The 25,320-nt window shown below is 58.0% G+C and carries 30 protein-coding genes; 13 read left to right on the top strand and 17 right to left on the bottom strand.

The features are described 5' to 3' along the window. Positions 1 to 28: 28 nt before the first annotated feature. The 5 genes from ftsY to DT594_RS11320 all read left to right on the top strand — a co-directional run bounded on the left by ftsY (position 29) and on the right by DT594_RS11320 (position 4,691). A complete protein-coding gene (gene ftsY, locus DT594_RS11340) occupies positions 29 to 1,234 on the top strand; it encodes a signal recognition particle-docking protein FtsY (protein WP_149332779.1) in 1,206 nt (401 codons plus the stop codon). A gap of 3 nt (positions 1,235 to 1,237) precedes the next feature. Beyond that, positions 1,238 to 1,909 carry a cell division ATP-binding protein FtsE gene (ftsE, locus tag DT594_RS11335; RefSeq protein WP_149332778.1) on the top strand — a complete coding sequence of 224 codons (672 nt, stop codon included), beginning with the start codon at positions 1,238 to 1,240 and terminating at the stop codon, positions 1,907 to 1,909. Continuing rightward, entirely contained in the window at positions 1,902 to 2,954 is a 1,053-nt protein-coding gene (gene ftsX, locus DT594_RS11330; RefSeq protein ID WP_149332777.1) for a permease-like cell division protein FtsX, read from the top strand. Before ftsE ends, ftsX begins: the two co-directional genes overlap by 8 nt. Positions 2,955 to 3,094: 140 nt before the next feature. Continuing rightward, positions 3,095 to 3,961 (top strand): RNA polymerase sigma factor RpoH, encoded by an 867-nt coding sequence (rpoH, locus tag DT594_RS11325; RefSeq protein ID WP_149332776.1) that lies wholly within the window; start codon positions 3,095 to 3,097, stop codon positions 3,959 to 3,961. 118 nt (positions 3,962 to 4,079) lie between these two features. After that, positions 4,080 to 4,691, top strand: coding sequence for a hypothetical protein (locus DT594_RS11320; RefSeq protein ID WP_149332775.1), 612 nt, complete (start codon positions 4,080 to 4,082; stop codon positions 4,689 to 4,691). Positions 4,692 to 4,695: 4 nt separating this feature from the next. On the opposite strand, the gene mtgA is transcribed toward DT594_RS11320, so the two are convergent. Next, positions 4,696 to 5,451, bottom strand: coding sequence for a monofunctional biosynthetic peptidoglycan transglycosylase (gene mtgA, locus DT594_RS11315; RefSeq protein WP_149332774.1), 756 nt, complete (start codon positions 5,449 to 5,451; stop codon positions 4,696 to 4,698). Between the two features lie 53 nt (positions 5,452 to 5,504). On the opposite strand from mtgA, the gene DT594_RS11310 reads away from it, so the two are divergent. The 4 genes from DT594_RS11310 (at position 5,505) to trmB (ending at position 7,793) form a co-directional block, all read left to right on the top strand. Next, positions 5,505 to 5,879 carry a DUF423 domain-containing protein gene (locus tag DT594_RS11310; protein WP_149332773.1) on the top strand — a complete coding sequence of 125 codons (375 nt, stop codon included), beginning with the start codon at positions 5,505 to 5,507 and terminating at the stop codon, positions 5,877 to 5,879. Positions 5,880 to 5,977: 98 nt separating this feature from the next. After that, positions 5,978 to 6,178 carry a sulfur carrier protein ThiS gene (gene thiS / locus DT594_RS11305; RefSeq protein WP_096346947.1) on the top strand — a complete coding sequence of 67 codons (201 nt, stop codon included), beginning with the start codon at positions 5,978 to 5,980 and terminating at the stop codon, positions 6,176 to 6,178. Positions 6,179 to 6,197: 19 nt separating this feature from the next. Then, a complete protein-coding gene (locus tag DT594_RS11300; RefSeq protein ID WP_149332772.1) occupies positions 6,198 to 6,989 on the top strand; it encodes a thiazole synthase in 792 nt (263 codons plus the stop codon). 156 nt (positions 6,990 to 7,145) lie between these two features. Further along, positions 7,146 to 7,793, top strand: coding sequence for a tRNA (guanosine(46)-N7)-methyltransferase TrmB (gene trmB / locus DT594_RS11295; protein WP_246164636.1), 648 nt, complete (start codon positions 7,146 to 7,148; stop codon positions 7,791 to 7,793). 98 nt (positions 7,794 to 7,891) lie between these two features. Here the strand turns inward: trmB and DT594_RS11290 are convergent, their stop codons facing one another. Both DT594_RS11290 and DT594_RS11285 read right to left on the bottom strand, forming a co-directional pair. Continuing rightward, a complete protein-coding gene (locus tag DT594_RS11290; protein WP_149332770.1) occupies positions 7,892 to 8,203 on the bottom strand; it encodes a hypothetical protein in 312 nt (103 codons plus the stop codon). A 55-nt stretch (positions 8,204 to 8,258) separates the two neighbouring features. Continuing rightward, positions 8,259 to 9,263: a TerC family protein gene (locus tag DT594_RS11285; RefSeq protein ID WP_149332769.1), complete on the bottom strand. Its 1,005-nt coding sequence runs from the start codon at positions 9,261 to 9,263 to the stop codon at positions 8,259 to 8,261. Between the two features lie 249 nt (positions 9,264 to 9,512). Between DT594_RS11285 and DT594_RS11280 the strand changes: the two genes are divergently transcribed. Continuing rightward, on the top strand, positions 9,513 to 10,691 hold the full coding sequence (locus DT594_RS11280) for an MFS transporter (protein ID WP_149332768.1): 1,179 nt from the start codon (positions 9,513 to 9,515) through the stop codon (positions 10,689 to 10,691). A gap of 257 nt (positions 10,692 to 10,948) precedes the next feature. Here DT594_RS11280 and DT594_RS11275 read toward each other — a convergent pair whose 3' ends face one another. The 3 genes from DT594_RS11275 to DT594_RS11265 form a co-directional block, all read right to left on the bottom strand. After that, positions 10,949 to 11,572 (bottom strand): hypothetical protein, encoded by a 624-nt coding sequence (locus tag DT594_RS11275; RefSeq protein WP_149332767.1) that lies wholly within the window; start codon positions 11,570 to 11,572, stop codon positions 10,949 to 10,951. Positions 11,573 to 11,717: 145 nt separating this feature from the next. Further along, positions 11,718 to 12,515 carry a HEPN domain-containing protein gene (locus DT594_RS11270; protein WP_149332766.1) on the bottom strand — a complete coding sequence of 266 codons (798 nt, stop codon included), beginning with the start codon at positions 12,513 to 12,515 and terminating at the stop codon, positions 11,718 to 11,720. 5 nt (positions 12,516 to 12,520) lie between these two features. Further along, positions 12,521 to 13,711 carry a DUF262 domain-containing protein gene (locus DT594_RS11265; RefSeq protein WP_178091510.1) on the bottom strand — a complete coding sequence of 397 codons (1,191 nt, stop codon included), beginning with the start codon at positions 13,709 to 13,711 and terminating at the stop codon, positions 12,521 to 12,523. Positions 13,712 to 14,219: 508 nt separating this feature from the next. On the opposite strand from DT594_RS11265, the gene DT594_RS11260 reads away from it, so the two are divergent. Continuing rightward, positions 14,220 to 15,080 (top strand): crotonase/enoyl-CoA hydratase family protein, encoded by an 861-nt coding sequence (locus DT594_RS11260; RefSeq protein WP_149332764.1) that lies wholly within the window; start codon positions 14,220 to 14,222, stop codon positions 15,078 to 15,080. Positions 15,081 to 15,188: 108 nt separating this feature from the next. After that, entirely contained in the window at positions 15,189 to 15,731 is a 543-nt protein-coding gene (gloA, locus tag DT594_RS11255; protein WP_149332763.1) for a lactoylglutathione lyase, read from the top strand. A 3-nt stretch (positions 15,732 to 15,734) separates the two neighbouring features. Here the strand turns inward: gloA and DT594_RS11250 are convergent, their stop codons facing one another. The 11 genes from DT594_RS11250 to DT594_RS11200 all read right to left on the bottom strand — a co-directional run bounded on the left by DT594_RS11250 (position 15,735) and on the right by DT594_RS11200 (position 24,156). Next, positions 15,735 to 16,163, bottom strand: a complete 429-nt coding sequence (locus DT594_RS11250; RefSeq protein ID WP_149332762.1) for an acyl-CoA thioesterase — start codon at positions 16,161 to 16,163, stop codon at positions 15,735 to 15,737. A gap of 220 nt (positions 16,164 to 16,383) precedes the next feature. Further along, positions 16,384 to 17,544, bottom strand: coding sequence for an iron-containing alcohol dehydrogenase (locus tag DT594_RS11245; RefSeq protein ID WP_149332761.1), 1,161 nt, complete (start codon positions 17,542 to 17,544; stop codon positions 16,384 to 16,386). 132 nt (positions 17,545 to 17,676) lie between these two features. After that, positions 17,677 to 18,840, bottom strand: coding sequence for a radical SAM family heme chaperone HemW (gene hemW, locus DT594_RS11240; protein ID WP_149332760.1), 1,164 nt, complete (start codon positions 18,838 to 18,840; stop codon positions 17,677 to 17,679). Further along, complete coding sequence (gene rdgB / locus DT594_RS11235; RefSeq protein WP_149332759.1) at positions 18,831 to 19,439, bottom strand: RdgB/HAM1 family non-canonical purine NTP pyrophosphatase; 609 nt, start codon at positions 19,437 to 19,439, stop codon at positions 18,831 to 18,833. The genes hemW and rdgB overlap by 10 nt, the downstream gene beginning before the upstream one ends. Beyond that, positions 19,432 to 19,872: a DUF4426 domain-containing protein gene (locus DT594_RS11230; RefSeq protein ID WP_149332758.1), complete on the bottom strand. Its 441-nt coding sequence runs from the start codon at positions 19,870 to 19,872 to the stop codon at positions 19,432 to 19,434. Before DT594_RS11230 ends, rdgB begins: the two co-directional genes overlap by 8 nt. Positions 19,873 to 19,898: 26 nt before the next feature. Next, entirely contained in the window at positions 19,899 to 20,489 is a 591-nt protein-coding gene (gene metW / locus DT594_RS11225) for a methionine biosynthesis protein MetW (RefSeq protein ID WP_096346584.1), read from the bottom strand. A gap of 2 nt (positions 20,490 to 20,491) precedes the next feature. Beyond that, on the bottom strand, positions 20,492 to 21,634 hold the full coding sequence (gene metX / locus DT594_RS11220) for a homoserine O-succinyltransferase MetX (RefSeq protein ID WP_149332757.1): 1,143 nt from the start codon (positions 21,632 to 21,634) through the stop codon (positions 20,492 to 20,494). A 68-nt stretch (positions 21,635 to 21,702) separates the two neighbouring features. After that, positions 21,703 to 22,023: a DUF167 family protein gene (locus DT594_RS11215; RefSeq protein WP_149332756.1), complete on the bottom strand. Its 321-nt coding sequence runs from the start codon at positions 22,021 to 22,023 to the stop codon at positions 21,703 to 21,705. A gap of 7 nt (positions 22,024 to 22,030) precedes the next feature. After that, entirely contained in the window at positions 22,031 to 22,621 is a 591-nt protein-coding gene (locus DT594_RS11210) for a YggT family protein (protein ID WP_149332755.1), read from the bottom strand. A 9-nt stretch (positions 22,622 to 22,630) separates the two neighbouring features. Then, positions 22,631 to 23,449, bottom strand: coding sequence for a pyrroline-5-carboxylate reductase (gene proC / locus DT594_RS11205; RefSeq protein ID WP_149332754.1), 819 nt, complete (start codon positions 23,447 to 23,449; stop codon positions 22,631 to 22,633). 5 nt (positions 23,450 to 23,454) lie between these two features. Then, the gene (locus DT594_RS11200; RefSeq protein WP_149332753.1) at positions 23,455 to 24,156 is read right to left on the bottom strand and encodes a YggS family pyridoxal phosphate-dependent enzyme; all 702 of its coding nucleotides are present in this window, start codon (positions 24,154 to 24,156) and stop codon (positions 23,455 to 23,457) included. Between the two features lie 76 nt (positions 24,157 to 24,232). Between DT594_RS11200 and DT594_RS11195 the strand changes: the two genes are divergently transcribed. Continuing rightward, a complete protein-coding gene (locus DT594_RS11195) occupies positions 24,233 to 25,267 on the top strand; it encodes a type IV pilus twitching motility protein PilT (protein WP_149332752.1) in 1,035 nt (344 codons plus the stop codon). The last annotated feature ends 53 nt before the right edge of the window (positions 25,268 to 25,320 follow it).

Raw genomic sequence — 25,320 nt, 5'->3', positions numbered from 1 at the left:
CGCCGCCAGCCATAGATAGTGATCGTCAATGTTTGGTTCCAAAGACAAGCCAGAACACCCCGAAGCACCCAAAAGCGCGCAGGACAAGGCCAAAGCCGAGAAAAAAGGCCTGTTTGGCTGGGGGCGTCGCAAGCAGGAAGAAGCTCCCTCCGCGCCTGCCAGTACTGAACAGCCGCCTGCCGCTGCTGACCAGGCACCCGCCAGCCATGACCAGGCGGCGAAGGACGCGGCTGCGTCGCTGTTCGCCGGCCTAGGCAGTGCCGAAACTGTGGAGCCGGGCACTGAAGCAGCCACGGAGCAGAGCAAAGAGCCCCAGGGCTTTTTTGCCCGGATGAAGCAGGGCCTGTCGAAGACCAGTGTCAATCTGGGCGACGGCATGGCCAATCTGTTCCTGGGTGAAAAGGATATCGATGACGAGCTGCTCGAAGAGCTCGAAACCCGTCTGCTGATGGCCGATGTGGGCATTGAAGCCGCGACCCTGATCATGGAATCGCTGCAATCCCGCGTGCGCCGCCACCAGCTGTCCAACCGCAAGGCGCTGTATACCGCGCTGCAGAATGAGCTGGAGGCCTTGCTGGCCAATGTGGCCAAGCCGATGGTCATCAGTGCGGATAAAAAGCCCTTTGTGATTCTGGTGGTGGGCGTTAATGGCGTGGGTAAAACCACCACCATTGGCAAACTGGCCAAGCGTCTGCAGGGCGAGGGCAAGCAGGTGATGCTGGCCGCGGGCGATACCTTCCGCGCCGCCGCCGTCGAGCAATTGCAGGTCTGGGGTGAGCGCAACAAGATCCCGGTGGTCGCCCAGCATACCGGCGCCGATTCCGCGTCAGTCATTTTTGACGCGCTGCAGGCCGCGAAATCCCGTGGTGCAGACGTACTGATCGCCGATACCGCGGGCCGTCTGCACAATAAAGACAACCTCATGGACGAGCTGAAGAAGGTCAAGCGTGTGCTGGCCAAGCTCGATCCGGAAGCGCCGCATGAAGTGCTGCTGGTGCTGGATGCCGGTACCGGCCAGAACGCGATTTCTCAGACCAAGCTGTTTGACCAGGCAGTGGGCCTGACCGGCCTGGCGCTGACCAAGCTCGACGGGACCGCCAAGGGCGGGGTGATCTTTGCGCTAGCCAAGCAGTTTGGTTTGCCGATCCGCTTTATTGGCGTGGGCGAGCAGATCGACGATCTGCGTCCCTTCACCGCCTCGGAGTTTGTCAAAGCCCTGTTTGGGCGCGATTAAGTCATGATTCGTTTCGATCAGGTCAGCAAACGCTACCCCAACGGTCATATGGGCTTGAACAAGCTCAGCTTGCATATCAAGACCGGCGAAATGGTGTTTATCACCGGGCATTCCGGCGCGGGCAAGAGCACGCTGCTCAAATTGATCATGTGCATGGAGCGTCCCAGCTCCGGGCAGGTGCATGTCGGCGGGCAGAATTTGGCAGAGCTGAGCAGTGATGACATCCCCTATCTGCGCCGCCAGGTCGGCGTGGTGTTCCAGAATCACCAGTTGCTGTTCGACCGCACGGTATTCGACAACGTCGCGCTGCCGCTGATTATCAATGGCACGCCGCCAGACGAGATCGGCCGTCGCGTACGCGCAGCCCTGGACAAAGTTGGCCTGCTGAGCCGCGAGGCGCTGTACCCGATTGCGCTGTCCGGCGGTGAGCAGCAGCGCGTCGGCATTGCCCGTGCGGTAGTGCACAAACCGGCTTTGCTGCTGGCGGACGAACCCACCGGTAACCTGGATCCGGAGCTGTCAGCCGAGATCATGGGGCTGTTTGAAGATTTCAACCGGGTGGGCGTGACGGTGATCATTGCCAGTCACGATCTACCCTTGATCGCCACGCTGGACCACCGCATGTTGACGCTCGATCAGGGCACTTTGCTCAGGGATGGTGATCAGCATGGCTGAAGACAAACGCAAGGCACCCGGTAAAGCGCTTGGCAAAACGGCTGATAAAGCCGCCGGTAAAACCGTCAAGCGCCCGCAAAAGGCACCGGCCAAAGGCGCAGCGCGCTCCGAGCGCAGCTGGCGGCATCCGCTGCGCAGTTGGGCCGGCAGCCACCGCGCCAGTGCCCGCCAGGCGGTTGATCGCGTACGCCATCACCCGCTCAGCAGCGCCATGACGATTCTGGTGATGACGATCGTGCTGGCTTTGCCCATGGGGCTGGCCGTGCTGATCGGTCAGGTCGAGCGCTTGGGCGTGGATTGGCAGCGGGCGGCGCAACTATCGGTCTACCTGCAGGACAGCGTCTCCAGCGAAGCGGCGGAGCAACTGCTCGGCGATATCCAGGCGCTGGAGGGCGTGGCCGAAGCCACCTTGCTCGACAAGGCGCTGGCGCTCGAAGAGTTTCAACAGCATTCGGGCATGGGCGAGGCGTTGCAGCAGCTGTCCTACAATCCATTGCCCTCGGTGATCGTGGTGACCCCGGCGAGTATCGACGGCGGCGCGGCGGCATTGGAGCCGGTGCGTGATCAGCTGGCCGCGCTACCCGGTGTGGAGCTGGTGCAGATTGATTTGCTCTGGATCGAACGCCTGACCAGCATCCTCGCCATGCTGGAACGCTTTACCGGCGGTCTGGCGGTATTGCTGGTGCTGGCGCTGTTACTGGTGATGACCAATACCATTCGCCTGGCGATTGAAAGCCGGCGCAACGAGATTCTGGTGATCAAGCTGGTCGGCGGCACCGATGCCTTCGTGCGCCGACCGTTCCTGTATATCGGCGTGCTCTATGGGCTGTTGGCCGGGCTGTTGGCCTGGTTGCTACTGGGCCTGGGCATGCTTTGGTTGAATGGCACCGTGCGCGAGGTTGCCGCACTCTATCAAAGCGACTTCGAACTGGCCGGGATGCCGGTGGTCGATGGCCTGAGCCTGGTGGCGGGTGCCATGCTGCTGGGCCTGGTTGGCGCCTGGTTGGCAGTCGGGCGTCATATCCGCGACATACAGCCGCAGTAAAATGCAGGTAAAACACTCTGTTTTTAGACGCAAGCTGTTGATTTATATGGCCATAGGTTGTTGTAAGGGAACTTATCCAAGGCATTCACACTCTTAGTCCGGAGTGATACACTCGGCTACCATTTTCTTGGAGTTCAAGCATGAGCACTGCGTTGCAGCCCATACACAGTCTGGTCCCAGGCGCGAATCTGGAGGCCTACGTTCAGACAGTAAGCGCCATCCCGATTCTGAGCGTCGAGGAAGAGCGCACGCTGGCTGATCGCTTGTACTACAACGAAGATCTCGAAGCGGCACGTCAACTGGTTATGTCGCACCTGCGCTTTGTCGTGCACATCGCGCGCAGCTACTCCGGTTACGGCCTCAACCAGTCCGACCTGGTGCAGGAAGGCAACGTCGGCCTGATGAAGGCGGTCAAGCGCTTCAACCCGGAAATGGGTGTGCGTCTGGTGTCCTTCGCCGTGCACTGGATCCGCGCCGAGATTCACGAGTTCATTCTGCGCAACTGGCGCATCGTCAAGGTCGCCACCACCAAGGCCCAGCGCAAACTGTTCTTCAATCTGCGCAGCGCGAAGAAAAAGCTTTCGTGGTTGTCCCAGGATGAAGTCGATGCGGTAGCGGCGGATCTGGGTGTGGCCACGCGCGAAGTGCGCGAGATGGAAAGCCGACTATATGGTCAGGATTTGGGCTTTGATGGCGCCCAGGACGATGAAGATGACACCGTAGCTTACGCGCCGGTGCATTACCTGGAAGACAAGCGCTACGACCCGGCGACCCAACTGGAGTCCGCAGACTGGTCCGACAGCTCGGTCCATCAGCTGCAGCAAGGCCTGGAACAGCTGGACGAGCGCAGCCGCGATATTCTTTACCAGCGCTGGCTGGCTGAAGAAAAAGCTACGTTGCACGAATTGGCAGCCAAATATCAGGTATCGGCTGAGCGCATTCGTCAGTTGGAAAAGAACGCTATGAACAAGCTGAAGAAGAACCTCGAGACTGAAGACGATCTCTGATTTTCCGGCCAGGCGTTGAATCAAAGGCATCCTTCGGGATGCCTTTTTTGTGGCCTGGCTGGCAGCTAACCCGTCCAGCCCGCATAATCCCCCGTTCAAACAACAATCGGAGCTTCACATGGCATTTCGCCCGCGCCTTGGTATGGCCACGTTTTTCAGTCTGATCATCATTGGTCTGTTTGCCCTGGGTAACTGGATCATGGACCGGCCCGGCGCGGAGCCCGAACCCATGCAGTGGCGAGCTACCTACGAGGAACGCCTCTGGGCTCCGCTGCGTGACGGCAATCTGACCCTGGCCGATGTGGTGGCCGTGATGGGCGAGACCGGCGAGCTATGGATGATCAGTGCCGACGGCGAACCGCAACTGGTCAGCCGGCATGTTATTCAGAGCGATGACGCCGACTGGCGGATGCAGGCGGTTATCAGCCTGGACGAGCAGCGTATGGAAAGCCTGAAGCAAGCGCAGGACTGGAAAGCCGACATGGCCGACCAATCCGTATCGCCGGCGGTCGCCGCCGCATTGGTTGGTCAGCCGGTGGAGCGCATGAGCCTGATGCCGTTCAAGCCGATTGAAACCCAACGTATTATCGCCACCCTGGGTGAGCCGGACATGCGCATGGAGGTCAGCGGCGATGATCAGGCCTGGGTTTACGGCCGTGCGGGCATCGTGGTGGCGGTGACCGGTGAGGAAGCCTACTCGATCATGTTCGGCCTGCGCGGTAACCGCTAAAGGGCTATACCTCGAGACGGTTGCGCCAGTAGCTCAGGCTCAGCCATTCCGGTAGCGGCCGGCCGGCTTCCATCTCGCGCAGGTAATGCGCGCCGCCCAACTGCCGGGACTGGCGTTGAATCCAGCTGGCGCGGCGCTGCACATGCGCCGGCGGGGCCGCCGCACTCCATTCGCGCGGATTCGGCAGTACCGCGGCCAGCTGCGCGGCATGGCGATCGGACAGGTAGCTGGCATCAATGCCGAAGTGTTGCTGGGCTGCGGCCTGAACACCAAACACACCTTCATCCCATTCGACAATATTCAGATAGATTTCCAGAATGCGCTGCTTCGGCCAGAGCACTTCGATCCACAGGGTGAACCAGGCTTCCAGTGCCTTGCGCGGCCAACTGCGCCCCGACCAGAGAAACTGATTCTTGGCTACCTGTTGGGTCAGGGTGCTGGCGCCACGCAGGCTGCCGCCCTGACGGTTATGCTCCACCGCCGCCTTGATCGCTTCCAGGTCGAAGCCGAAGTGCTCGGCAAACCGCTGATCTTCACCAGCAATCACCGCCATCTTCATACTCTCGGGTATGCTCTTGTAAGGCACCCACTGCCGGCGGATCTCGGTGGGGTTGTCGTCCTGACGAAACTCGAACCAGCGCTCGACCATCAGCGCCGAACCGGGGGAGGGCACCCAGCGCAGCAGAATGACCGGAATCAGGCTTAATGCCATGAGAATGATCAGCCATTTGCTGATCTTGAGAAAGAGTGTTTTCAACATGCGGTGAGTCGTCTGGGCGGCTTGACCCGCAGTATAGAACGGAGGATTCAAGCTTGGCCAAACTATTGCTTCTACTGGCGTCATTCAGTGGCTTTACCGGCGTGGCACTGGGCGCGTTCGCCGCCCACGGCCTGCGCAGCCGTCTGCCGGAAAATCTGCTCGGCGCTTTTCAGACCGGTGTGCAGTATCAGCTCTGGCACACTGCAGCACTGATGGGCGTGGCGCTGTTGTTGCTGCGCTGGCCGGAGGCAACGCTGTTCAAGAGCGCCGGGGCGCTGCTCGTGCTGGGTATGCTGCTGTTTTCCGGCAGCCTGTACGTGATGGCCCTGACCGGCGTGACCAAGCTGGGCATTATCACGCCCTTTGGCGGTGTGGCGTTTCTGCTCGGCTGGCTATGCCTGGGCATTGGTGTGTGGCGTCATCTTTAAGTGCGTATCATGCCGCGTGAGTTGGGCGCGGCGTGGCCACAGCGGCGCCCGTCGCGTTATAATGCGGCCTTTCCCGCACGACCACAGAGACCTTACCCATGCAGATCCAACTGAATGGCGAAGCCTGCTCCCTCGATCACCCGCTCAGTGTTACCGAGCTGCTTGAGCGCATGGGGCTGACCGGCAAGCGACTGGCCGTGGAACTGAATCTGGAGATCGTGCCGCGCAGCGAGCACGCCCAAACCCGGTTGGCCGAAGGCGACCGAGTGGAAATTGTCCAAGCCATCGGCGGCGGCTAGCCGCCCATCGGAGACCCTCATGACAGATACCAATCAGGACGCCTTTGAAATTGCCGGCGTGCGTTACCGCTCCCGTCTGCTGGTGGGTACCGGAAAGTACAAGGATATGGACGAAACCCGCGCCGCTATTGAAGCCTCTGGCGCGGAAATCGTCACGGTGGCGATCCGCCGCAGCAATATTGGCCAGAACCCTGACGAGCCGAATCTGCTGGATGTGATCCCGCCGGATCGTTACACCATCCTGCCGAATACCGCGGGCTGCTATACCGCCGAAGATGCGGTGCGCACCTGCCGCCTGGCGCGCGAACTGCTGGACGGCCACAAGCTGGTAAAGCTGGAAGTACTGGCCGATCAGAAGACCCTGTTCCCCAACGTGATCGAAACCATCAAGGCCGCCGAAGTGCTGGTCAAAGACGGCTTCGACGTGATGGTCTACACCAGCGATGACCCGATCATTGCCCGCCAGTTGGCGGAGATGGGCTGTGTGGCGGTGATGCCGCTGGCCGGCTTGATCGGCTCGGGTCTGGGCATCTGCAACCCCTACAACCTGCGGATCATTCTGGAAGAAGCCACGGTGCCGGTACTGGTTGATGCCGGTGTGGGTACTGCGTCTGATGCCGCCATCGCCATGGAGCTGGGCTGCGCCGGGGTGTTGATGAACTCGGCCATTGCCCATGCGCAGAAGCCGGTACTGATGGCTGAAGCGATGAAGCACGCCATACTGGCCGGCCGCAGCGCCTACCTGGCTGGGCGCATGCCGCGCAAGCTGTACGCCACGGCGTCGTCACCGCTGGACGGCACCTTCGTCTGAATCTTTTTTCCGGCACGCTCTGATCCCGTATCAGAGCAGCCTTTGCACGCAACCGAGCCCGACATGACCGACAACCACGATCTGCCCGACACCGCCGACCTCCCCGAGGCCGGTGCCGAATCAAGCTTCCCGCGCCGCGCCATCCGCAGCTTCGTGATGCGCGCGGGACGCATGACCGACGCGCAGAAACGCGGCATCGATCTGGGCTGGCCGCGCTTCGGGCTGAATCTGGAAAACGGGCTGCTGAATCTGGATGCGCTGTTCGGCCGCGAAGCGCCGCGCACCCTGGAGATTGGCTTCGGCATGGGCCAGTCCCTGCTGGAAATGGCCCAGGCCGCGCCCGAGCAGGACTTTATCGGTGTGGAAGTACACCGCCCCGGCGTGGGTTCGCTGCTCAATGGCGTACTGACCGCGGGTATCGACAACCTGCGCGTATTCGACTGTGACGCCATCGAAGTGCTCAACCAGTGCATCCCCGACGCCAGTCTCGACCGCGTCCTGCTGTTCTTCCCCGATCCCTGGCACAAGAAGAAGCACAACAAGCGCCGCATCGTGCAGCTGGCCTTTGCCGAGCAGTTACGCAGCAAGCTGAAGATCGGCGGCGTATTCCATATGGCGACCGACTGGGAAGCCTATGCCGAGCACATGCTGGAAGTCATGAGCGCTGCGCCGGGCTATCGCAATCTGGCCGAAGACGGCACCTACGTACCGCGCCCGGAAGAGCGCCCGATCACCAAGTTTGAGCGCCGTGGTGAGCGGTTGGGGCATGGGGTGTGGGATCTGAAGTTCGAGCGGATTGAGTAAGCCGACAGGGCTCGTCAATACGCCGAACCTCACCTGTCAGCCAGGCCAGCCAGCGATTAGCAATCGTCTGGCGTCCGGTCCGCTTTTATCGCTATTGATCACGCCTCATGGGTGCGGGCCTCTTCGGTGAGGGTGGGTTCGTCAGCCTCCTGTTCGGTTTGCGGTTCTTCTTTCTCGGGCTTGCCCAATGTCTTGTCGACATCGTCCTGCACGCCATCAATCGTTTCGTTCATCTGCTCCATTGCATCAGCAAGGGTCTCGTTAACCAGCTCACGGGCCGCTTCGGTCGTCTTTTCGACGGTCTCGTCGAACAGTTCCTGGGCAGATTGTTCTGCGGCCTCACAGCCGGTGAGTATCAGCAGCGCCAGACCAAGGGCTGGCAGTGATATGTAGCGCGTCTTGATATTCATGTTTTCACCTTCCAGATAGTTTGCCCGGGAGGCCAATCGGCCTCCCGAACAGCACTCAGACGTGGGGGGACCCGTCGATGACGTGCGGCGGCTGGCCGCGTGTTTTGTAGAGCGACACCAGCACACCACCAACCAGCAGAGCCAGGGTCACGCCGAGGGAAATGCTCGAGGGTATCTTGCCGATGATGCCGACCAGAAAGATCTTCGAACCAATGAATATCAGCACCAGTGCCAGGGCGTATTTCAGGTAGGCGAAACGATGGATCATCGCAGCCAAGGCAAAGTACAGAGCGCGCAGGCCAAGGATCGCGAAGATGTTCGAGGTGTAGACGATAAACGGGTCCTGGGTGATCGCAAAGATCGCCGGAACGCTGTCTATGGCAAACACCAGGTCCGCACACTCAATCAGGATCAGAGCCAGAAACAGCGGCGTCACCCAGAGCACGCGCTTGCCGCTGGCATCAGGCTGCTTGACGAAAAAGCGCTGTTCATGGAGCCGATCGGTTACCCGCAGATGCCGACGCAGGAAGTTCACGAAAGCATTCTTTTCAAGATCGGGATGATCATCCACCTTGGTGAACAGCATCTTCACGCCGGTGATCGCCAGGAACGCACCGAACACATAGAGAATCCAGCTGTACTCGTGGATCAGCGCCGCGCCCAGGCCGATCATCAGCGCGCGCAGCACGATCACGCCCATGATCCCCCAGAACAGCACCTTGTGCTGGTACTGCCGCGGGATAGCCAGAAAGCTGAAAATCAGCGCCATCACGAACACGTTGTCCATGGACAAGGATTTTTCGATCAGAAATCCGGTGTAGAAGTCCATGCCGGCAATACTGCCCTTCTGGGACCATACCCAAAGGCCAAACAGCAGACCGGCGCTAATGTAGCCGGCGGACAACAACAGACTCTCACGCACGCCAATTTCTCGATCATCACGGTGCAGTACACCGAGATCGAAGGCCAGCAGAGAGAAAACAACCGCGAGAAAGACCAGCCACAACCAGGTAGCCGTACCGAGAAAATCAGAAAACAGGAATAGTTCTAGGGCGTTCATGAGCCCCTCCTTACAGTCAAGTTGAATAGACTGTGATTCCGACATCGCGGTATTAACCGCCAGAGGGGCCCGGCTTCACGGCGCCAAAATAGCACTTCGCCGAAAGCGCACAAGCGAGCAGATGATACAGAATGTTTCATAAAGCTATCGTGACGAAAAAGGCGTTATTACCGAAAGCCAACAACCTCATTCTTGACCGCAGATCAAACACTGCCTAGGGTGGCGCTCGAAATTCAACCCGAGGCCTTCATGAGCAAGCGCTACACACTCCCACCCACCGTTTACCTGCTGTCGTTCACCATCTTCTCGCTGGTCACTGCCGAATTCATGGTCGCAGGCATGATGCCCGCGCTGGCGGATGCGTTCTCGGTCAGCATTGCCCAGGTCGGCAATTTGATCGCCTTTTACGCTCTGGGTATGGCGCTGGGTGGGCCGCCGGTCATCATGTTGCTGTTGGTACGGCGCGTGAGTAACAAGCACGCGTTGGTGGGGCTGCTGGTGCTTTACGTTCTTGCCGCTGCGCTTGCTGCCGCCGCGCCCACCTACCCTGTGATGCTTATAGCGCGCTGCCTTATGGGCATTTCCAGCGCTGCATGCATCGGCCTGTGTCTTACCATATGCGCCGCTTTGGTACCGGTAGACGCAAGGGGTCGCGCCATCTCCGTGGTGCTGGCAGGCCTGATGCTCGCGCCCGTCGCCGGCGTGCCGTTGATGGCCTGGCTTGAACAGCACTTCGGCTGGCGCGCCAGCGGTTGGCTGATCGTGGTGATGGCGTCACTCTGCACCCTGCTGGCGGCCACTCGTATCCCGAGGGTTGAGCCGGGCAGCGAACCCGCGTTGAGCCAGCAATGGGCGACATTGAACAGGCGCAGCCTGTGGGCAGCCTACCTCACCAGCGGCCTGATCATCGGCGCGACCTTCGCCGCGTTTAGCTACTGTGCGCCTATCCTGATTGATGCGGCAGGCTTGCAGCCGCGACATCTTGCACCCTTGCTAGCGCTTTATGGCATCGCCAACCTGTTGGGTAATTACGTAGTAGGGCGCATCGCTGACCGCTACACCATGCCCGCCCTGGGTTGGGGCCTGGCGATGCTGGTGGTCAGCTTGAGCGGCTTTGCCCTGGCCGGTGATCGGCTTTGGCTGAATATCGGATTCTTTATCATGCTGGGCCTGACCGGCGTCGCACTCAACCCGGCCATGGTCGCGCGCGTGATGAAAGCGGCAGAGCCAACTGCCCTGGTCAACATCCTGCACACGTCGGTGATTACGGGTGGGCTGGCGGTAGGCAGTTGGGCGGGAGGCGCGGTGATCGAAGCAGGTTATGGTCTGCGTGCGCCGCTTTGGGTGGGGGCGGGTATTGCACTGGTTGGGTTGGTCAGTCTTTGGCGTCCGTTTGTGGTTCGGCGGGAGGCGGAGGTTTGTGTTTAGGTGCGGTGGTGAATAGCTTAGTCACGACTCTAAATCGATCTGCCCTCATGTCGGTTAAGTGGCTAACTCCGCTTGGCCGGGCTTCCGGGGTAGGGCAGTGTTGGCTGACAGGGCACGCCGACACGCAGCAAGTACGTCCATGTAGCTCGGCGATGGCATCCCTGCCATCGACGGTCGGCTTAGCCCTATCAGCCAACACTGCCTGCTGCTTTAGTGTTGCCAGCAGGTAATTTTCATCTGACCCCGATTACCCAGATCTATCTCCCATAGATTTTATCTAGAACACTTCTAAACTCTAGGCCTTCCCATTCGGGACTACTCATGCTCAATAATTCGAATGTGTTTCCATTAGTATGTACTAACCATAAAACCTCTACTGGAGTGCCTGCCTTCCAAAACGCCTCACTAAACGCCGTCAATGCGGCCAAGAGATAGGGTTGATTGTTATCTTGGTCATCACAATTGGGCGAAATAACGCCCGACAATGTTGGTGTGGGATCGCACCGATATGCTTGGTTGAGGTCAAGAATCATTGTACTGTTGATCCTTTTGAAGTATTCAATTGCGTGCCACAACTGATTTTTATTTTCAAAATCAGCTTCTGGCCCTTCTTTTTTTATAAATAAATCTATCTTATAAGTTGCTTCGCGATGCAGCTTTTCAGAGATTTTTCCGGAGAATTTAACAATCCGCTCGCCTCTCTCTGTTTCATAGCTTTGCCATTCCGCTTTATCGAAAGATGCTGAAAACGCCTTGTCTATAGTAGTAGAGTTATAGTTCGAGATCGTGCCATTTCTGACTGTAGATATATCTGATTTTCCACAGCCAGCAATGGAAATAGCGATCACACAAATAAAAAGGACCATTCTTTTAAGCTTCATTTTATATCCTTAATAATAAATGCGTATGATTTAATTAAATATTGCTGGTAGCTATGGGTTTCTGAAAAATAAATATTCATCCACTCGCTAGGTATTAGCAGGTAAAATATTTGAACAGATAAATTGCTAGCTTGTTAGTTTTAAATTATATAGATGCTTCGGCACACAATGTCATTTCGTAAACTAGTGTTACCGCCGATAAAGCTGTTGCTATGATTTTCAGAAAATTTACGTAGTCAAGTATTGTTGATGTCGAGGGCCAGTCTAACTCCCCCGCAGGATGTGCGATTTTGTTCCGGAGATCCATTAACTCATTCAGCTTTTTCTTCGCCTTTGCTTCAGTTGTTCCGGTATCTAATTCCTGGAAATGATGCTTAACCGCTGCTTGCTCCGAAATCCTAAACCATACCTTTTCGGCACCCACCCTCGCGAATAGATCATTCAATGCTTCTGCCCGCATATTCGTATCAGTAATAGAAAGACATTCGTGATTAACTTTGCTGAAAGGGGATCTGGCGTCTAGGTTGGCGGCTAAGGTGGCCACAAATGAGCGAACGCCATTTTCTGCATGACCGTATTTTCGCGGCTCGGCAATTATTTTCGCCGTGTAGATGGTGAGATTGTCACGCATCTTTTTAGGTAGACTATCGAACTTATCAGCTTTTGAAACCAGTCTCTGGCATAAATCTTCAAACAGAGTTCGTGCCATCGATTCGAATCGCCCACAAGTGTACAAAATTAGAGTTCCACTAATTATGGGAAGGTGGTTGTGTATCAGCTTGGCATTGGCGTGGATATCTCGAGCTGCCGCTAGAAAATCATCATCTGTACCCTTGGGGACTAACGGCGAGCAGCTTGAAAAACTCCTAAGTTCATCAATGAAGTTAAGTTGGCTAACGATCGTCTCAAGATCTTTTCCAAACTCATTAACAATAATATCCATTTGTACTAGCCCGCCAGAATTTTTTGAGCTAGACCTACTCGGTTCTTAATCGAATCAAGCGTATTACCTCTTCCCACGAGTATTTCATACGACTCGGGGCTTGCTAAGGCGGCGTCTAATCTCGCGTGAATAGCTGGAGCATCATGCTGAAGATTTACGCTCGGAAGCAGGTGTGCTGCAACCAATATGGCATCATAAAGAGGTCGGCTCGCTTGCTTTCCATTGGGGAGGATATGAAAATCTAACCCTAACGCTTCAATAACTCTTGAAAGACTTTCATTAAATTGGCTCTCCAACGTCTCAATCTGAGAGGACGATGCTTGACTGTAACGCTCCATTGTTTTGTCAAATATTTGTCTTAATGAGCCTTTGACTTTTCCGTTAACTACATCAGATACCGAAAAAAATCTCAAGACTAGTTCGCAGTCCATCATGGATTTGTATAAAACGTTTTTTTGAAGGTTAGCAGGGGGGGCTTGGTCTTCTTTCGGGGTCTTTTTCGGTATCCGCCAAAGAGAAGTAAAGTTTTCACTTCGAGACAAAGTGTGCAACATCTCATTGAACGAACCTGGGTACAGAGCATTGCGCATTTCTTGCGCATTAAGCTTCACCCCACCTGTATTCAGGCGTCTAAAGAGAATGAGTCGTATATCGAAGGACTCATCACTTTTCTCAGTTTCCGCAAGTAGTACTACTGCATTGATAGTTCTGCGAAGCAAGCCACGCTGAATAGTACCCGGAAGATCATCGTACCTTCTCCCCTGAAGTTCAGGCCAAAACTCTAAGCCCGTAAGTGCGTATTTATTGTCTAGAAACTCCGAAATGGCCTCCAGCCGCTGGCGTCCGTCCATGATTTCATATTGATTGTAATCTTTTTCAAACAAAAAAATCGGTGGAATAGGGATATTCATCAAGAAAGATTCGATTAATAACGACTTTTTCTTTTTATCCCATCGGGCGCGGCGCTGGTAGCCCGGAGCAATATCAATGTAGTTTTTGTCTTTGATTGAGGAGGCTAGAGTGTGAAGCGTGAAATCTAGTGAGGAACGGACAATACGAATCTGTGATTCGGCATACTTAGTCGCTAACTCCTCGTCCGACAATGGTTCGCCTACTGTCGACTCGTCTTCCGTATCAAACCACAGCTCAATATCTTCCTCTGAAAGGTCATCAATGTTCTTATTAGAGCTAGGCATTTCCATTCCTTAGAACCTACGTTTTCGTGGTGAGATCTTGATTTTCCAGCCGGATATACCGGCGGTCTGAGATTGAGTTTACCTTAGTAGTCAGCCTTGTTGAAAATTATGTAGAAATTCCCATTCCGCAACTCTATATGACTGATGTTGCTTTTTCTCAAAGCAATTCCCGTAGAACTAGGCTAAAGCGTCGAGCTTATTTACCCTTGTGGCAGCTGATAAATCAGACACGCTGGTGTAGATGATGCAGGTTGTTATGGACGCGAAAAGTGATGAGCAGTGTCAATGAACCGGGCACAGATTAATTTCTGCTCTCTATATCACTGAAGTGTTGTCAGGCTGGAATGGCCAACACCTGGCTCTGCTGCCCAATATCTTAAGTCATCAGTGCCGACAGGGTAATCTCATCCACCCCAACAATACCCCCACATACGCCTCATAACTTAACTGGTCCCTGTGACCGGTCAGTTCTACACTGGGCGGCATCTGATCAACAGGGAGCACCCTCATGTCTTACGAAACGCTCGATTACCAGGTAAAGGACGGCATTCTCACGCTGACCCTGAACCGCCCCGACCGCATGAACGCCTTTAACGCTGCCATGTGCCGCGAACTGATCGCTGCTTTTGATGCGGCAGATGCCGATGACAATGTGCGGGTGATCATCATGACCGGCGCGGGCAAGGCGTTTTGTGCGGGTGCGGATTTGGAGAAGGGGGGTGACACCTTTAACCGCCACAAGCGCCAGAGTGAGCCTGAGGGTGACACGCTGCGTGATGGTGGCGGTACCGTTTCCCTGCGGATTTATGAGTGCACCAAGCCGGTGATCGGTGCCTTTAACGGCGCTGCGGTGGGTGTGGGTGCGACCATGACGTTGCCGATGGATATTCGTATGGCTTCGACCAAGGCTCGCTTCGGCTTTGTGTTTGCGCGTCGTGGTATCACCATGGAAGCTTGCTCCAGCTGGTTCCTGCCGCGTCTGGTTGGGCCGATGCAGGCTGCTGAGTGGGTATACACCGGTCGTGTGTTTGATGCTGAGGAAGCGCTGAAAGGCGGGTTGATTCGCAGTATTCATGAGCCGGAAGAATTGCTGCCTGCGGCTTATGCATTGGCGCGTGAAATTGCTGACAACACCTCGGGCATGTCTGCGCTGCTCAACCGTCAGTTGTTGTGGCGCATGATGGCGGCGGATCATCCGATGGAAGCGCACAAGGTTGATTCGCGGGCGATTGCCTTTATGGGCGAGTCGGCCGATGCCCAGGAGGGTGTACAGTCCTTCCTGGAAAAGCGTCCGCCGCAGTTCAAGCTCAGCCCGAGCAAGGACCGCCCGGCGTTCTACCCCTGGTGGGATGAGCGGCCCTTCAAGTAATTCCCCCTCCGCAGTGCAAACAATCGTTTGCACTTGCGCGCTTCGAGCGGGTCAATGTGAATGTTACTCTTGTAACCCTTTCCATTGACCTGCCCGGGAGCTATTACCATGAGTCGCCATTTTGAATCCGCTGTCGGACTCTGCGAGAACCGCGATCCGGCCACCGAAGGTTTCGTATTCAACCAGACCATGCTGCGCATCAAGTCGCCGAAAGCGACGCTGGATTTCTATACCCGCATTATGGGCATGACGCTGGTGAAGAAGCTGGATTTCGAAGAGATGAAGTTCAGCCTGTACTTCCTGGCTGCTATCGATACCCATGAGCTGGTGGACTGGTCGCACGATAACCGCGAGCGCCTGGTGCAGACTTTTGGCCGCCCGGCGATGCTGGAGTTGACGCATAACTGGGGCACCGAGGACGATGCCGACTTCAGTTACCACAACGGCAATGACGAGCCCAAGGGCTTTGGGCATATCGGCTTCGCCGTGCCGGATCTGGAGGCGGCCTGCGCGCGCTTTGAGGAGCTGGGGGTCAGCTTCGTCAAACGCCCGCAGGATGGCAAGATGAAGAATATTGCCTTTATCCGCGATCCGGATGGTTACTGGATTGAGCTGTTCACGCCGGGCGATCTGCCCGCTGTGTTGGGCTGATCTTCAGACCAGCAACTTCTCCAGCGCTGCGCGGGGCCCTGCGGGTATTGCGCAGGAGCGGTTGCTGGCGCGTTCGACAAATACATGCACGAAGCGGCCTGCGGCGCAGGCTTCTTCGACACCTGCCTTGAACACCGCCAATTCATAGTGCACTGAGCTGTTGCCGAGCTTGGCGACACGCACGCCGATCTCGATGGTTTCAGGAAAAGCGATGGGGGCGAAGTAGTCGCAGCCGGAGCTGACGACGAAGGCGATCTGATCGCCCTGATGAATATCCAGCCCACCCTGTTCGATCAACCAGCTGTTTACCGCGCTGTCGAAGTAGTTGTAGTACACCACGTTGTTTACATGCCCGTACACGTCATTGTCGTGCCAGCGGGTGGTGATGGGGTGTAGGTGGGGGTAGTCGCTGCGTGTTTGTTTTTCACTCATATCAGAAGTCTTTTCTCGGGAAACTTGGTTCAGCTGAAGGCGGTTTGACGGTGATGATGGATTCTATATACCCGCTGCCTTGACCGACACCCTCCGTAGACACGCCATAAACCCGTCCCTGGGGGCTCGGCAGCGCCCATCCAGGGCGCAGACGGTCTACTGCGGGTGTCGCCCAAGGCTGCTTTAGCGTTGAGCTGGCTGCGGGCAAAAACCTTTAAAATCAGTACGCCTTGCGATAAATCGCCAGCGCATCCGCCTCAGTCAGCTCCCGTGGGTTATTGACCAGCAGGCGCTGTTGCAGCATCGCGTCCTTGGCCAATTGCGGCAGCATATCTTCCGGTACCCCGGCGTCACGCAGGCGTGTCGGCAGCTTGCAGCGTGGGCTTAGCGCGGCCAATTCTGAGACCAGTTGTGCGGTCAGGCTGGCGGCATTGCCGGGCTTCAGGTCTTTGACCAGCAGCGGTGCCAGATCGGCGTACAGATCTTCTGCGGCCGAGGCGTTGAATTCGATTACTGCGGGCAAAACCAGCGCATTGGACAGGCCGTGGGGGATATGGAAATGCCCGCCCAGCGGATAGGCCAGTGCGTGTACTGCTGCAACCGGGGCGTTGGCAAAGGCCTGGCCGGCCAGCAGGGCGCCGAGCAGCATGCCTTGGCGGGCTTCACGGTTGCTGCCGTTGTGAACGGCTTCATCCAGATTGGCGGCTAGCAGGCGCAGGGCTTCGCGGGCGAGCATGTCCGATAGCGGGTTCTTTTTGACCTTGCTGGTGTAAGCCTCAATGGCGTGCACCATCGCATCAATACCGGTGGCGGCGGTGACGGCCGGGGGCAGGCCTAGGGTCAGGTCGGCGTCCAGCAAGGCCATGTCTGGCAGCAGGATCGGCGAGACGACGCCCATCTTGGTGGTTTCTCCGGTGGTGATGATGGAGATCTGCGTGACTTCCGAGCCGGTACCGGCGGTAGTCGGAACCTGGATCAGCGGCAGGCGCTGGCCTTTGGCATTGCCGACGCCGTAGATGTCGGCCAGTTGCTGCTGGCAGCCGGGGTGGGCAAGAAAGGCCACCAGTTTGGCGACGTCCATCGAGCTGCCGCCGCCGAAACCCACGACCAGATCCGCCTTCATCGCGCGGCCCTGTTCTACCGCTGCCATCACTACTGATTCTGGCGGATCAGCCTGCACGGCGTCGAAGATTTCCACGGCCATGCCGGCCTTGGCAAAGCCGGGCAGGATGTCATTGAGCATGCCCAGTTTGGTGATGCCCGGATCGGTCACGATCATCACACGATTGGCACCGCGCTCCTTGCAGAGTTCGGCCAGGCGAATGGCCGAACCGGACTCGCAAAGAATCTGGGCGGTGGTGGCAAACAGAAAGGGAGACATGGGGCACCTCTGTAAATGAGACAGTTTGCAATACTGTATGGGGGCAGAGCCCAAGCTGCAAGTTTCAAGCGGCAAGCTACAAGTTTAGACCAACGCGTTAAACCCTTCGCCGCGTAAGGGTTTGGCGTATGCCTAAAGAAACATCTCAAGCAGGTCATTGAGAAATAGCCGACCGCGCTCGGTCGGGCGCAGTTGCTGGTCCCAGGGTTCGAGCAGGCCTTTGCGTACGGCTTCGTTCAGCTGTGGCGCAATGGCTTCAATGGGCTGGCCGGTGCGCGCCAGATAGAACGCGGTAGGTACGCCGTCGCTCAGGCGCAGGGCGTTCATCAGGAAGTCGAAGGGCAGGTCAGCGGCTGCGATGACTTTGCGGCCGGCGCAATAGTCCTTGGCGGCGTCCAGATAATCTCTGGGTAGACGGGTTTTCCAATAGCGTTCGATACGACCATCGGCATGGCTCAGCTTGCCGTGCGCGCCGGCGCCGATGCCGAGAAAGTCGCCGTATTGCCAGTAATTGAGATTGTGCCGGGCCTGGCGGCCTGGCTGGGCATAGGCGGAGACTTCATATTGCGCCAGCCCGGCTTCGGCCAGCCTGGCCTGACCGGCTTCCTGAATGGCCCACAGGGTGTCTTCCACCGGCAGGATCGGCGGCTTGCTGTAGAACACGGTATTGGGTTCCAGCGTCAGCTGATACCAGGACAGATGCTCCGGGCCCAGCTCGATGGCCTGGTTGATATCTGCCATGGCGTCGTCCAGCGACTGATCCGGCAGGCCGTGCATCAGGTCCAGATTCAGGTTGTCGAAGCCGGCCTTGCGCGCCATGGCTACAGCGGCCAAGGCTTCCTTGTCATCGTGGATGCGGCCCAGCGCTTTCAGGTGTTTGGCGTTAAAGCTCTGAATGCCAATCGACAGGCGATTGATGCCTGCCGCGCGGTAGCCGGCGAACTTGATCTGTTCGAAGGTGCCGGGGTTGGCTTCCAGGGTGATTTCGATATCCGCGGCGAAGTTCAGGCGGCTGGCCATGGCATCCAGTAGCCGGCCGAGGCTTTCTGCAGAAAACAGGCTCGGCGTACCGCCGCCAAAGAAGATCGAGGTCAGTTCCCGCCCTTGGGCGCCGGGCAGGTCCAGTTCAAGATCGGCAATCAGCGCATCAATATATTCAGCTTCGGGCAGGCCCCGTTCGCTGACGTGGGAATTGAAGTCGCAATAGGGGCATTTGCGCACGCACCAGGGGATATGTACGTAGGCTGCCAGGGGCGGCAATACCAGGCTGGCAGCGTTAGACGGGGTCACGCCAATCCCAGCCGCGCTCGCAGCTGAAACATGGCCTTGGCGCGGTGACTCAGGCGGTTCTTGTCTGCCGGGCTGAGTTCGGCGCTGGAGCAGTTGGCTTCGGGTACCCAGAACAGCGGGTCGTAGCCGAAGCCGTGCTCGCCCCGGGCTGAGTGAAGAATACTGCCGTGCCAGACGCCTTCGCAGATGATCGGCGTCGGGTCTTCAGCGTGCATCATCAGTACCAGCACGGATATAAAGCGCGCGCCGCGTTGTTCGGGCGGTAACCCTTCGAGCGCTTGCAGAAGCTTGGCGTTGTTGGCTGCGTCACCGCCGGCACCAGCGTAGCGAGCGGAATAGATGCCGGGTGCGCCGGCCAGTGCATCCACGGCAATGCCCGAGTCATCCGCCAGTGCGGGTAATCCCGAGGCTCGGCAGGCGTGTCGCGCCTTGATAATGGCGTTCTCGACAAAGCTGAGTCCGTCCTCCACCGCTTCAGTGGCTACAAACTGGCTTTGTGGCAACACAGTCACCTGTTCGCCGAGCATCGCTTGCAGTTCCTTGAGCTTGCCGGCGTTGCCGCTGGCCAGGACCAGCTGCTGGAAGGGCAGGCGTGTATCACTCATCGGGGAAGAACTCCTGCTGGAAGCGCAGGGTTTGCGTGGTGCCGCCGGTGCTGGGGCGCACTTCCACTTCAAAGCGCAACAAGCCGCGCTGAGTAGCGGTGTAATTGGCGACGAAGTAGATCGACTCTTCTTCCTGTATGCGAATAAAACGCAGCGGCGATCTCTGCCCCAACAGGTTGGTCACGTTACCCGTAAGCAAGGCATCGACGGCGACGGGGCCGTCCTGCGTTTCGCGCTGGATGGCGATGTTGACGACGCCATGATTAGGTCCGCGCGTCAGCCCGGTGGTCGCGGCGATGTCCGGCAGCAGATAGCTGCTGTTGAAGGTGTTGTAGTACACCAACATATCGCCGAAGCGTTGCGGGCTTGTTTGCTGGGCGTTAGCCAGAGCAGGCAGCAGTAGCAGGCTCAAGAGCAGGGCGCGAAACATCATGATTCTCCTTTCAAAGGCCAATGGGCCTAGCGGGTAACCCGGTAAATGGCGATCTCGCCCAACAGATTCGGCCACAGACCGCTGAGCACTCCGCTGCGATGGGTCTGGTCGACCACTAATCGATCAAGGATGCGAATCGAGCGTTCGCGACACAGCGCTTCGAAATCCTTGAAAGTACAGAAGTGGATATTGGGCGTGTTGTACCAAGTGTAGGGCATGAACTCGGAGACCGGCATGCGGCCCTTTGTACCCAGATATAAACGGCAGCGCCAATGGGCGAAGTTGGGGAAGGTCAGGATCGCTTCGCGGCCGATGCGCAGCATTTCTTCCAGCACCTGATCGGGGTAATGCACGGCCTGCAGCGCCTGGGTCATCAATACGCTGTCAAAGGTATTGTCGCCAAAGTTGCTCAGGCCGGTGTCCAGGTTCTGTTCGATCACGTTGACGCCGTTGTCGATACAGGCGTTGATCTTCTCCGGATCGATTTCCAGACCGTAGCCGGTAACCTTGCGCTGCTCGGACAGGTAGCGCAGCAGTTCGCCGTCGCCACAGCCCAGATCCAGCAGGCGGCTGCCGGGTTTGATCCATTCCTGAATGATTTCCAGATCCGCGCGCATGCTCATGCATTCACCTCGATACGGTTCATGTACGCCTGCAGTGCCTGCACATAGCGGGGAATCGGCAGCAGGAAGGCGTCGTGGCCCTGGGCTGCTTCAATTTCCAGGTAGCTGACCTGCTTGCGAGCGGCGAGCAGGGCGTCGACCAGTTCGCGTGAGCGCGCCGGCGAGAAGCGCCAGTCGGTGGTGAAAGACATGACCATGCAGCGCGCCTGAATACCTTCCAGCGCTTTCGCCAGGTTGCCATCATGGGCACCGGCGGGGTCGAAATAATCCAGCGCCTTGGTCATCAGCAGATAGGTGTTGGCGTCAAAGCGCTCGGAGAATTCCTGGCCCTGATAGCGCAGATAGCTTTCCACCTGGAACTCGACGCTGGTGAAGTCGTAATTGAGCACATCGGTACGCAGCTCGCGGCCGAATTTCTCGCCCATGGAGTCGTCTGACAGATAAGTAATATGCCCGACCATGCGCGCCAGCATCAGGCCACGTTTGGGGATCACGCCGAAGGCGGCGTAATCGCCGTTGTGGAAATCCGGATCGGTAATGATCGCCTGGCGCGCTACTTCGTTGAAGGCGATGTTCTGCGCCGAGAGTTTCGGTGCGGTGGCAATCGCCAGGCAGTGGCGAATACGCTGCGGGTAGCTGATCGCCCATTGCAGCGCTTGCATGCCGCCAAGGCTGCCGCCGACCACAGCGGCCCAGGTGTCGATGCCCAGCTGGTCGGCCAGCAGCGCCTGGCTGTGTACCCAGTCTTCCACGGTCAGTACCGGGAAGCTGGCGCCATAGGGCTTGCCGGTCGCCGGATTGATGCTGGAGGGACCGGTGGAACCGTGGCAACCGCCGAGGTTGTTCAGGCTGACAACAAAGAAACGGTTGGTGTCGATCGCCTTGCCGGGGCCGATGCAGGCATCCCACCAACCCGGCTTGCGCTCATCGGCGCTGTGAAAGCCGGCGGCGTGATGGTGGCCGGACAGCGCATGGCAGATCAGCAGCGCATTGCTGCGGCTGGCATTCAGTTGACCGTAGGTTTCATACACCAGCTCGAACTGTTCCAGGGATTTGCCGCAGGCGAGTTTCAACGGCTCGCTGAAGCTAAGGCGCTGGGGTGTTACCAGTCCGACGGAGTCGGCAGGGAATGTCGACATGAATAGGCAGTTCCTTTATAGGTTGGCGGTGGCCAGCCAGGGGCGGTGCCAACAATCGAGGCGCCAGTCTAAAGAGCGCCATCGCTGGACGCAATATTTCCCGGCGGGGCTATGGCCAACCCCTCTGGCAACCGCTCGGGCGCCTGGACAAGTACGCGTTTCTGCCGGCTCTGCTGGCCGCTGAGCAGGCTGACCTGCTGCTTGCTGACGGCGAATTCCTCGGCCAGAAAGGCCAGCAGCAACAGATTGGCCTTGCCATCAACCGGTGGGGCGCTGATGCGGATTTTCAGCCGCTCGCCGTGTTGCCCGGCAAAGCCCATGGTCTTGGCGCCGGGCTGCAGGTGGCAATCCAGGATCAGATCGGCGCCGCGCCACTGGTAGAAAGACATCGCCGGATCAGATCGCCAGTGTCAGCCCGCGCGGCATGCCGGTGGCGGCGGCGATATTGGCGATGATCAGCATGTCGAACAGGCGCAGCGCGATAAAGCCGAAAATCGGCGACAGATCCAGCCCGCCCATGGACGGCAGAATCTTGCGGATCGGTGCCAGCACCGGCTCACACAGCTGGTGGACCAGCAGCGCCGCGGGATTGCTGCTGGTCGGTGCGACCCAGGACAGAATCACGCTGATAATCAGCGCGAAGAAGAAAATCTTCAGGAACAGCGCAGTCAGCGCGACCATCGACCAGACCAGCAATTGCAGCACGTTCGGCAACGCATAACCCATCAACTTGATGATCACGGTCATCAGCAGCATCTGCAGGATCAGCGCCAGTACCAGTGAGGCAAAGTCGATACCACCAAAGCCGGGGATCACTCGACGCAGGGGCATCAGCAATGGCTTGGTGGCGCGCACGATAAACTGCGAGACCGGGTTATAGAAGTCGGCCTTGACCAGTTGCAGCACAAAGCGCAGCAACACGATAAGCAGGTACAGACTGCCGAGGGTCTGGACGATATAGATGGCGGCCATATTAAGGCTGTTCATGCGGTTTCCTCAGGCTAGTTCTTTGGTCATTTCGGCGGCGCGTGCGGCGGCGGCCTGCATGGCGCGCGCGACGATCGCGGGTAGGTCATCTTCGGCAAAGCTGTTGATCGCGCGCTCGGTGGTGCCGCCGGGGGAGCAGACCCGGCGGCGCAGTTCGGCTGCGTCCACGTCACTGTGCACGGCCATGTCGGCGGCGCCCAGGGCGGTAAACAGCGTCAGGCGCTCGGCGGTGTCACGCGGCAGGCCGAGCTGCTCGCCGGCCGCGGTCATGGCTTCCATCATGTAGAAGAAGTACGCCGGGCCACTGCCGGATACCGCGGTGACTGCGTCGATCAGCTCTTCGCGCTCCAGCCACAGGCTGATGCCCACGGCGTTGAGGATAGCTTCGGTCTGTTGCTTTTGCGTGTCGCTGACCTGGGCATTGGCGAACAGGCCGCTGACACCTTGGCGGCGCAACGACGGCGTATTGGGCATGCAGCGCACGATAGCGCTGCCTGCGCCCAGCCAGTTTTCCAGGCTGGCACAGCTGATGCCTGCGGCAATCGAGATGATCAACTGGCCGGGTTTGCGCTCGGCCGGCAGTGCACGGCAAACCGCCTGCATCACCTGCGGCTTGACCGCCAGTACCAGCACGTCGCATTCGGCGGCGAGCAGGTCGTTGTCGGTGCTGGTACGAATACCGAATTGCTTGCCCAGCCGCTCGACCTGCTCGGCGGTGCGATCGCTGGCGAGAATCTGGCTGGCCTTGATGTTCTGCTGCAGCATGCCGCCAATCAGGCTGGTAGCCATATTGCCGGCGCCGATGAATCCGATGGTCGGAGTGCTCATGGGGTTTATCCTTGCGCGGATGGGGGTGGAGTGGGGTTGCGCTCGCCAAACAGCGCGGTGCCAATACGTACTTGCGTGGCGCCTTCCTGAACCGCTTCGGTCAGGTCATCGCTCATGCCCATGGACAGGGTGTCCAGCGGCAAGGGCAATGCTTCCAGAGCTTCGCGGAGTGCTTTTAACGGGGCGCGGCGGCCTACGCTGTCCTGCGCCGGCGCAGGTATCGCCATCAGCCCACGCAGCTTGATATTGGGCAGTTCGGCAACTTCGGCGGCCAGCGCCGCCAGCTCTTCCGGCATGACGCCGGACTTGCTTGGCTCGCGGCTGATATTCACCTGCAAACAGATGTTCAACGGCGGCAGCTCGGCGGGGCGCTGCTCGGACAGGCGCCGGGCAATTTTCAGCCGGTCTACGCCATGCACCCAGTCGAAGTGTTCGGCGATGGATTTGGTCTTGTTCGATTGGATCGGGCCGATGAAATGCCAGGTCAGCGGCAAGTCTGCCAGCTGCGCCTGTTTATCCAGTGCTTCCTGCAGATAATTTTCGCCCACATGGGTGATGCCGGCAGCCCAGGCGTCACGGATCGCGCTGGCTGGACGGGTTTTGCTGACCGCGACCAGCGTCACCTCCTGGGGATTTCGTCCGGCACCGACCGCAGAACGCTGAATACGCTCATGAACGTTTGCAATATTCTCTGCTATCGTAGACATTACGGACATTAATACCTGCCAATCTAATAAAATCTTCTGGCATTCTACATGCTTGCTGGTTGTTATGGGGAACCCTATGGATATTACCGAGCTGTTAGCCTTCAGCGCCAAACAGGGCGCGTCGGACTTGCACCTGTCGGCCGGACTGCCGCCCATGATTCGTGTCGATGGCGACGTACGCCGCATCAACGTACCGGCCATGGATCACAAGATGGTTCATGGTCTGATCTACGACATCATGAACGACAAGCAGCGCAAGGATTTTGAAGAGTTCCTCGAAACTGACTTCTCCTTTGAAGTGCCCGGTGTGGCGCGCTTCCGGGTTAACGCTTTCAACCAGAATCGTGGCGCCGGTGCGGTATTCCGTACCATCCCCTCGAAGGTCCTGAGCATGGACGATCTGGGCATGGGCGATGTGTTCAAGAAGATTTCCGATGTGCCGCGTGGTCTGGTGCTGGTCACTGGCCCGACTGGTTCGGGCAAGTCCACCACCCTGGCGGCAATGCTCGACTACCTGAACAACACCAAATACCAGCACGTACTGACCATCGAAGACCCGATCGAATTCGTGCATGAATCGAAGAAGTGCCTGGTCAACCAGCGTGAAGTGCACCGCGATACGCTCGGCTTTGCTGAAGCCCTGCGCTCGGCACTGCGGGAAGACCCGGACATCATCCTGGTCGGTGAGATGCGTGACCTGGAAACCATTCGCCTGGCATTGACCGCCGCGGAAACCGGCCACCTGGTGTTTGGCACGTTGCACACCACCTCGGCGGCAAAAACCATCGACCGGGTAGTCGACGTGTTCCCGGCCGAAGAAAAATCCATGGTGCGTTCGATGTTGTCCGAGTCACTGACGGCGGTGGTTTCGCAAACGCTGCTGAAGAAGATCGGTGGCGGCCGGGTTGCGGCCCACGAGATCATGATCGGCACGCCGGCGATTCGTAACCTGATTCGTGAAGACAAGGTTGCGCAGATGTATTCCGCTATTCAGACCGGTGGCAACATCGGCATGCAGACGCTGGATATGTGCCTCAAGGCCCTGGTTGCCAAGGGCCTGGTTACCAAGGAAAGTGCGCGCGAGAAAGCCAAGAACACCGACAGTTTCTAAAGCGCGGCCATTACAGCGGCGCAGGCGTCACTGCCTGCACTCGGAAGTGAGAA

Origin of the sequence: Halopseudomonas laoshanensis (assembly GCF_008365385.1) — a bacterium.
Classification (GTDB): domain Bacteria; phylum Pseudomonadota; class Gammaproteobacteria; order Pseudomonadales; family Pseudomonadaceae; genus Halopseudomonas; species Halopseudomonas laoshanensis.
This window is presented reverse-complemented; position numbering and strand designations above follow the sequence as displayed.

What these genes read in the sequence shown, in the direction of transcription:
- ftsY (WP_149332779.1), top strand. Translation starts at nt 29, where the DNA reads ATGTTTGGTTCCAAAGACAAGCCAGAACACCCCGAAGCACCCAAAAGC.
- ftsE (WP_149332778.1), top strand. Translation starts at nt 1,238, where the DNA reads ATGATTCGTTTCGATCAGGTCAGCAAACGCTACCCCAACGGTCATATG.
- ftsX (WP_149332777.1), top strand. Translation starts at nt 1,902, where the DNA reads ATGGCTGAAGACAAACGCAAGGCACCCGGTAAAGCGCTTGGCAAAACG.
- rpoH (WP_149332776.1), top strand. Translation starts at nt 3,095, where the DNA reads ATGAGCACTGCGTTGCAGCCCATACACAGTCTGGTCCCAGGCGCGAAT.
- DT594_RS11320 (WP_149332775.1), top strand. Translation starts at nt 4,080, where the DNA reads ATGGCATTTCGCCCGCGCCTTGGTATGGCCACGTTTTTCAGTCTGATC.
- mtgA (WP_149332774.1), bottom strand. Translation starts at nt 5,451, where the DNA reads ATGTTGAAAACACTCTTTCTCAAGATCAGCAAATGGCTGATCATTCTC.
- thiS (WP_096346947.1), top strand. Translation starts at nt 5,978, where the DNA reads ATGCAGATCCAACTGAATGGCGAAGCCTGCTCCCTCGATCACCCGCTC.
- DT594_RS11300 (WP_149332772.1), top strand. Translation starts at nt 6,198, where the DNA reads ATGACAGATACCAATCAGGACGCCTTTGAAATTGCCGGCGTGCGTTAC.
- trmB (WP_246164636.1), top strand. Translation starts at nt 7,146, where the DNA reads ATGCGCGCGGGACGCATGACCGACGCGCAGAAACGCGGCATCGATCTG.
- DT594_RS11290 (WP_149332770.1), bottom strand. Translation starts at nt 8,203, where the DNA reads ATGAATATCAAGACGCGCTACATATCACTGCCAGCCCTTGGTCTGGCG.
- DT594_RS11285 (WP_149332769.1), bottom strand. Translation starts at nt 9,263, where the DNA reads ATGAACGCCCTAGAACTATTCCTGTTTTCTGATTTTCTCGGTACGGCT.
- DT594_RS11280 (WP_149332768.1), top strand. Translation starts at nt 9,513, where the DNA reads ATGAGCAAGCGCTACACACTCCCACCCACCGTTTACCTGCTGTCGTTC.
- DT594_RS11275 (WP_149332767.1), bottom strand. Translation starts at nt 11,572, where the DNA reads ATGAAGCTTAAAAGAATGGTCCTTTTTATTTGTGTGATCGCTATTTCC.
- DT594_RS11270 (WP_149332766.1), bottom strand. Translation starts at nt 12,515, where the DNA reads ATGGATATTATTGTTAATGAGTTTGGAAAAGATCTTGAGACGATCGTT.
- DT594_RS11265 (WP_178091510.1), bottom strand. Translation starts at nt 13,711, where the DNA reads ATGCCTAGCTCTAATAAGAACATTGATGACCTTTCAGAGGAAGATATT.
- DT594_RS11260 (WP_149332764.1), top strand. Translation starts at nt 14,220, where the DNA reads ATGTCTTACGAAACGCTCGATTACCAGGTAAAGGACGGCATTCTCACG.
- gloA (WP_149332763.1), top strand. Translation starts at nt 15,189, where the DNA reads ATGAGTCGCCATTTTGAATCCGCTGTCGGACTCTGCGAGAACCGCGAT.
- DT594_RS11250 (WP_149332762.1), bottom strand. Translation starts at nt 16,163, where the DNA reads ATGAGTGAAAAACAAACACGCAGCGACTACCCCCACCTACACCCCATC.
- DT594_RS11245 (WP_149332761.1), bottom strand. Translation starts at nt 17,544, where the DNA reads ATGTCTCCCTTTCTGTTTGCCACCACCGCCCAGATTCTTTGCGAGTCC.
- rdgB (WP_149332759.1), bottom strand. Translation starts at nt 19,439, where the DNA reads ATGAGTGATACACGCCTGCCCTTCCAGCAGCTGGTCCTGGCCAGCGGC.
- DT594_RS11230 (WP_149332758.1), bottom strand. Translation starts at nt 19,872, where the DNA reads ATGATGTTTCGCGCCCTGCTCTTGAGCCTGCTACTGCTGCCTGCTCTG.
- metW (WP_096346584.1), bottom strand. Translation starts at nt 20,489, where the DNA reads ATGCGCGCGGATCTGGAAATCATTCAGGAATGGATCAAACCCGGCAGC.
- metX (WP_149332757.1), bottom strand. Translation starts at nt 21,634, where the DNA reads ATGTCGACATTCCCTGCCGACTCCGTCGGACTGGTAACACCCCAGCGC.
- DT594_RS11215 (WP_149332756.1), bottom strand. Translation starts at nt 22,023, where the DNA reads ATGTCTTTCTACCAGTGGCGCGGCGCCGATCTGATCCTGGATTGCCAC.
- DT594_RS11210 (WP_149332755.1), bottom strand. Translation starts at nt 22,621, where the DNA reads ATGAACAGCCTTAATATGGCCGCCATCTATATCGTCCAGACCCTCGGC.
- proC (WP_149332754.1), bottom strand. Translation starts at nt 23,449, where the DNA reads ATGAGCACTCCGACCATCGGATTCATCGGCGCCGGCAATATGGCTACC.
- DT594_RS11200 (WP_149332753.1), bottom strand. Translation starts at nt 24,156, where the DNA reads ATGTCTACGATAGCAGAGAATATTGCAAACGTTCATGAGCGTATTCAG.
- DT594_RS11195 (WP_149332752.1), top strand. Translation starts at nt 24,233, where the DNA reads ATGGATATTACCGAGCTGTTAGCCTTCAGCGCCAAACAGGGCGCGTCG.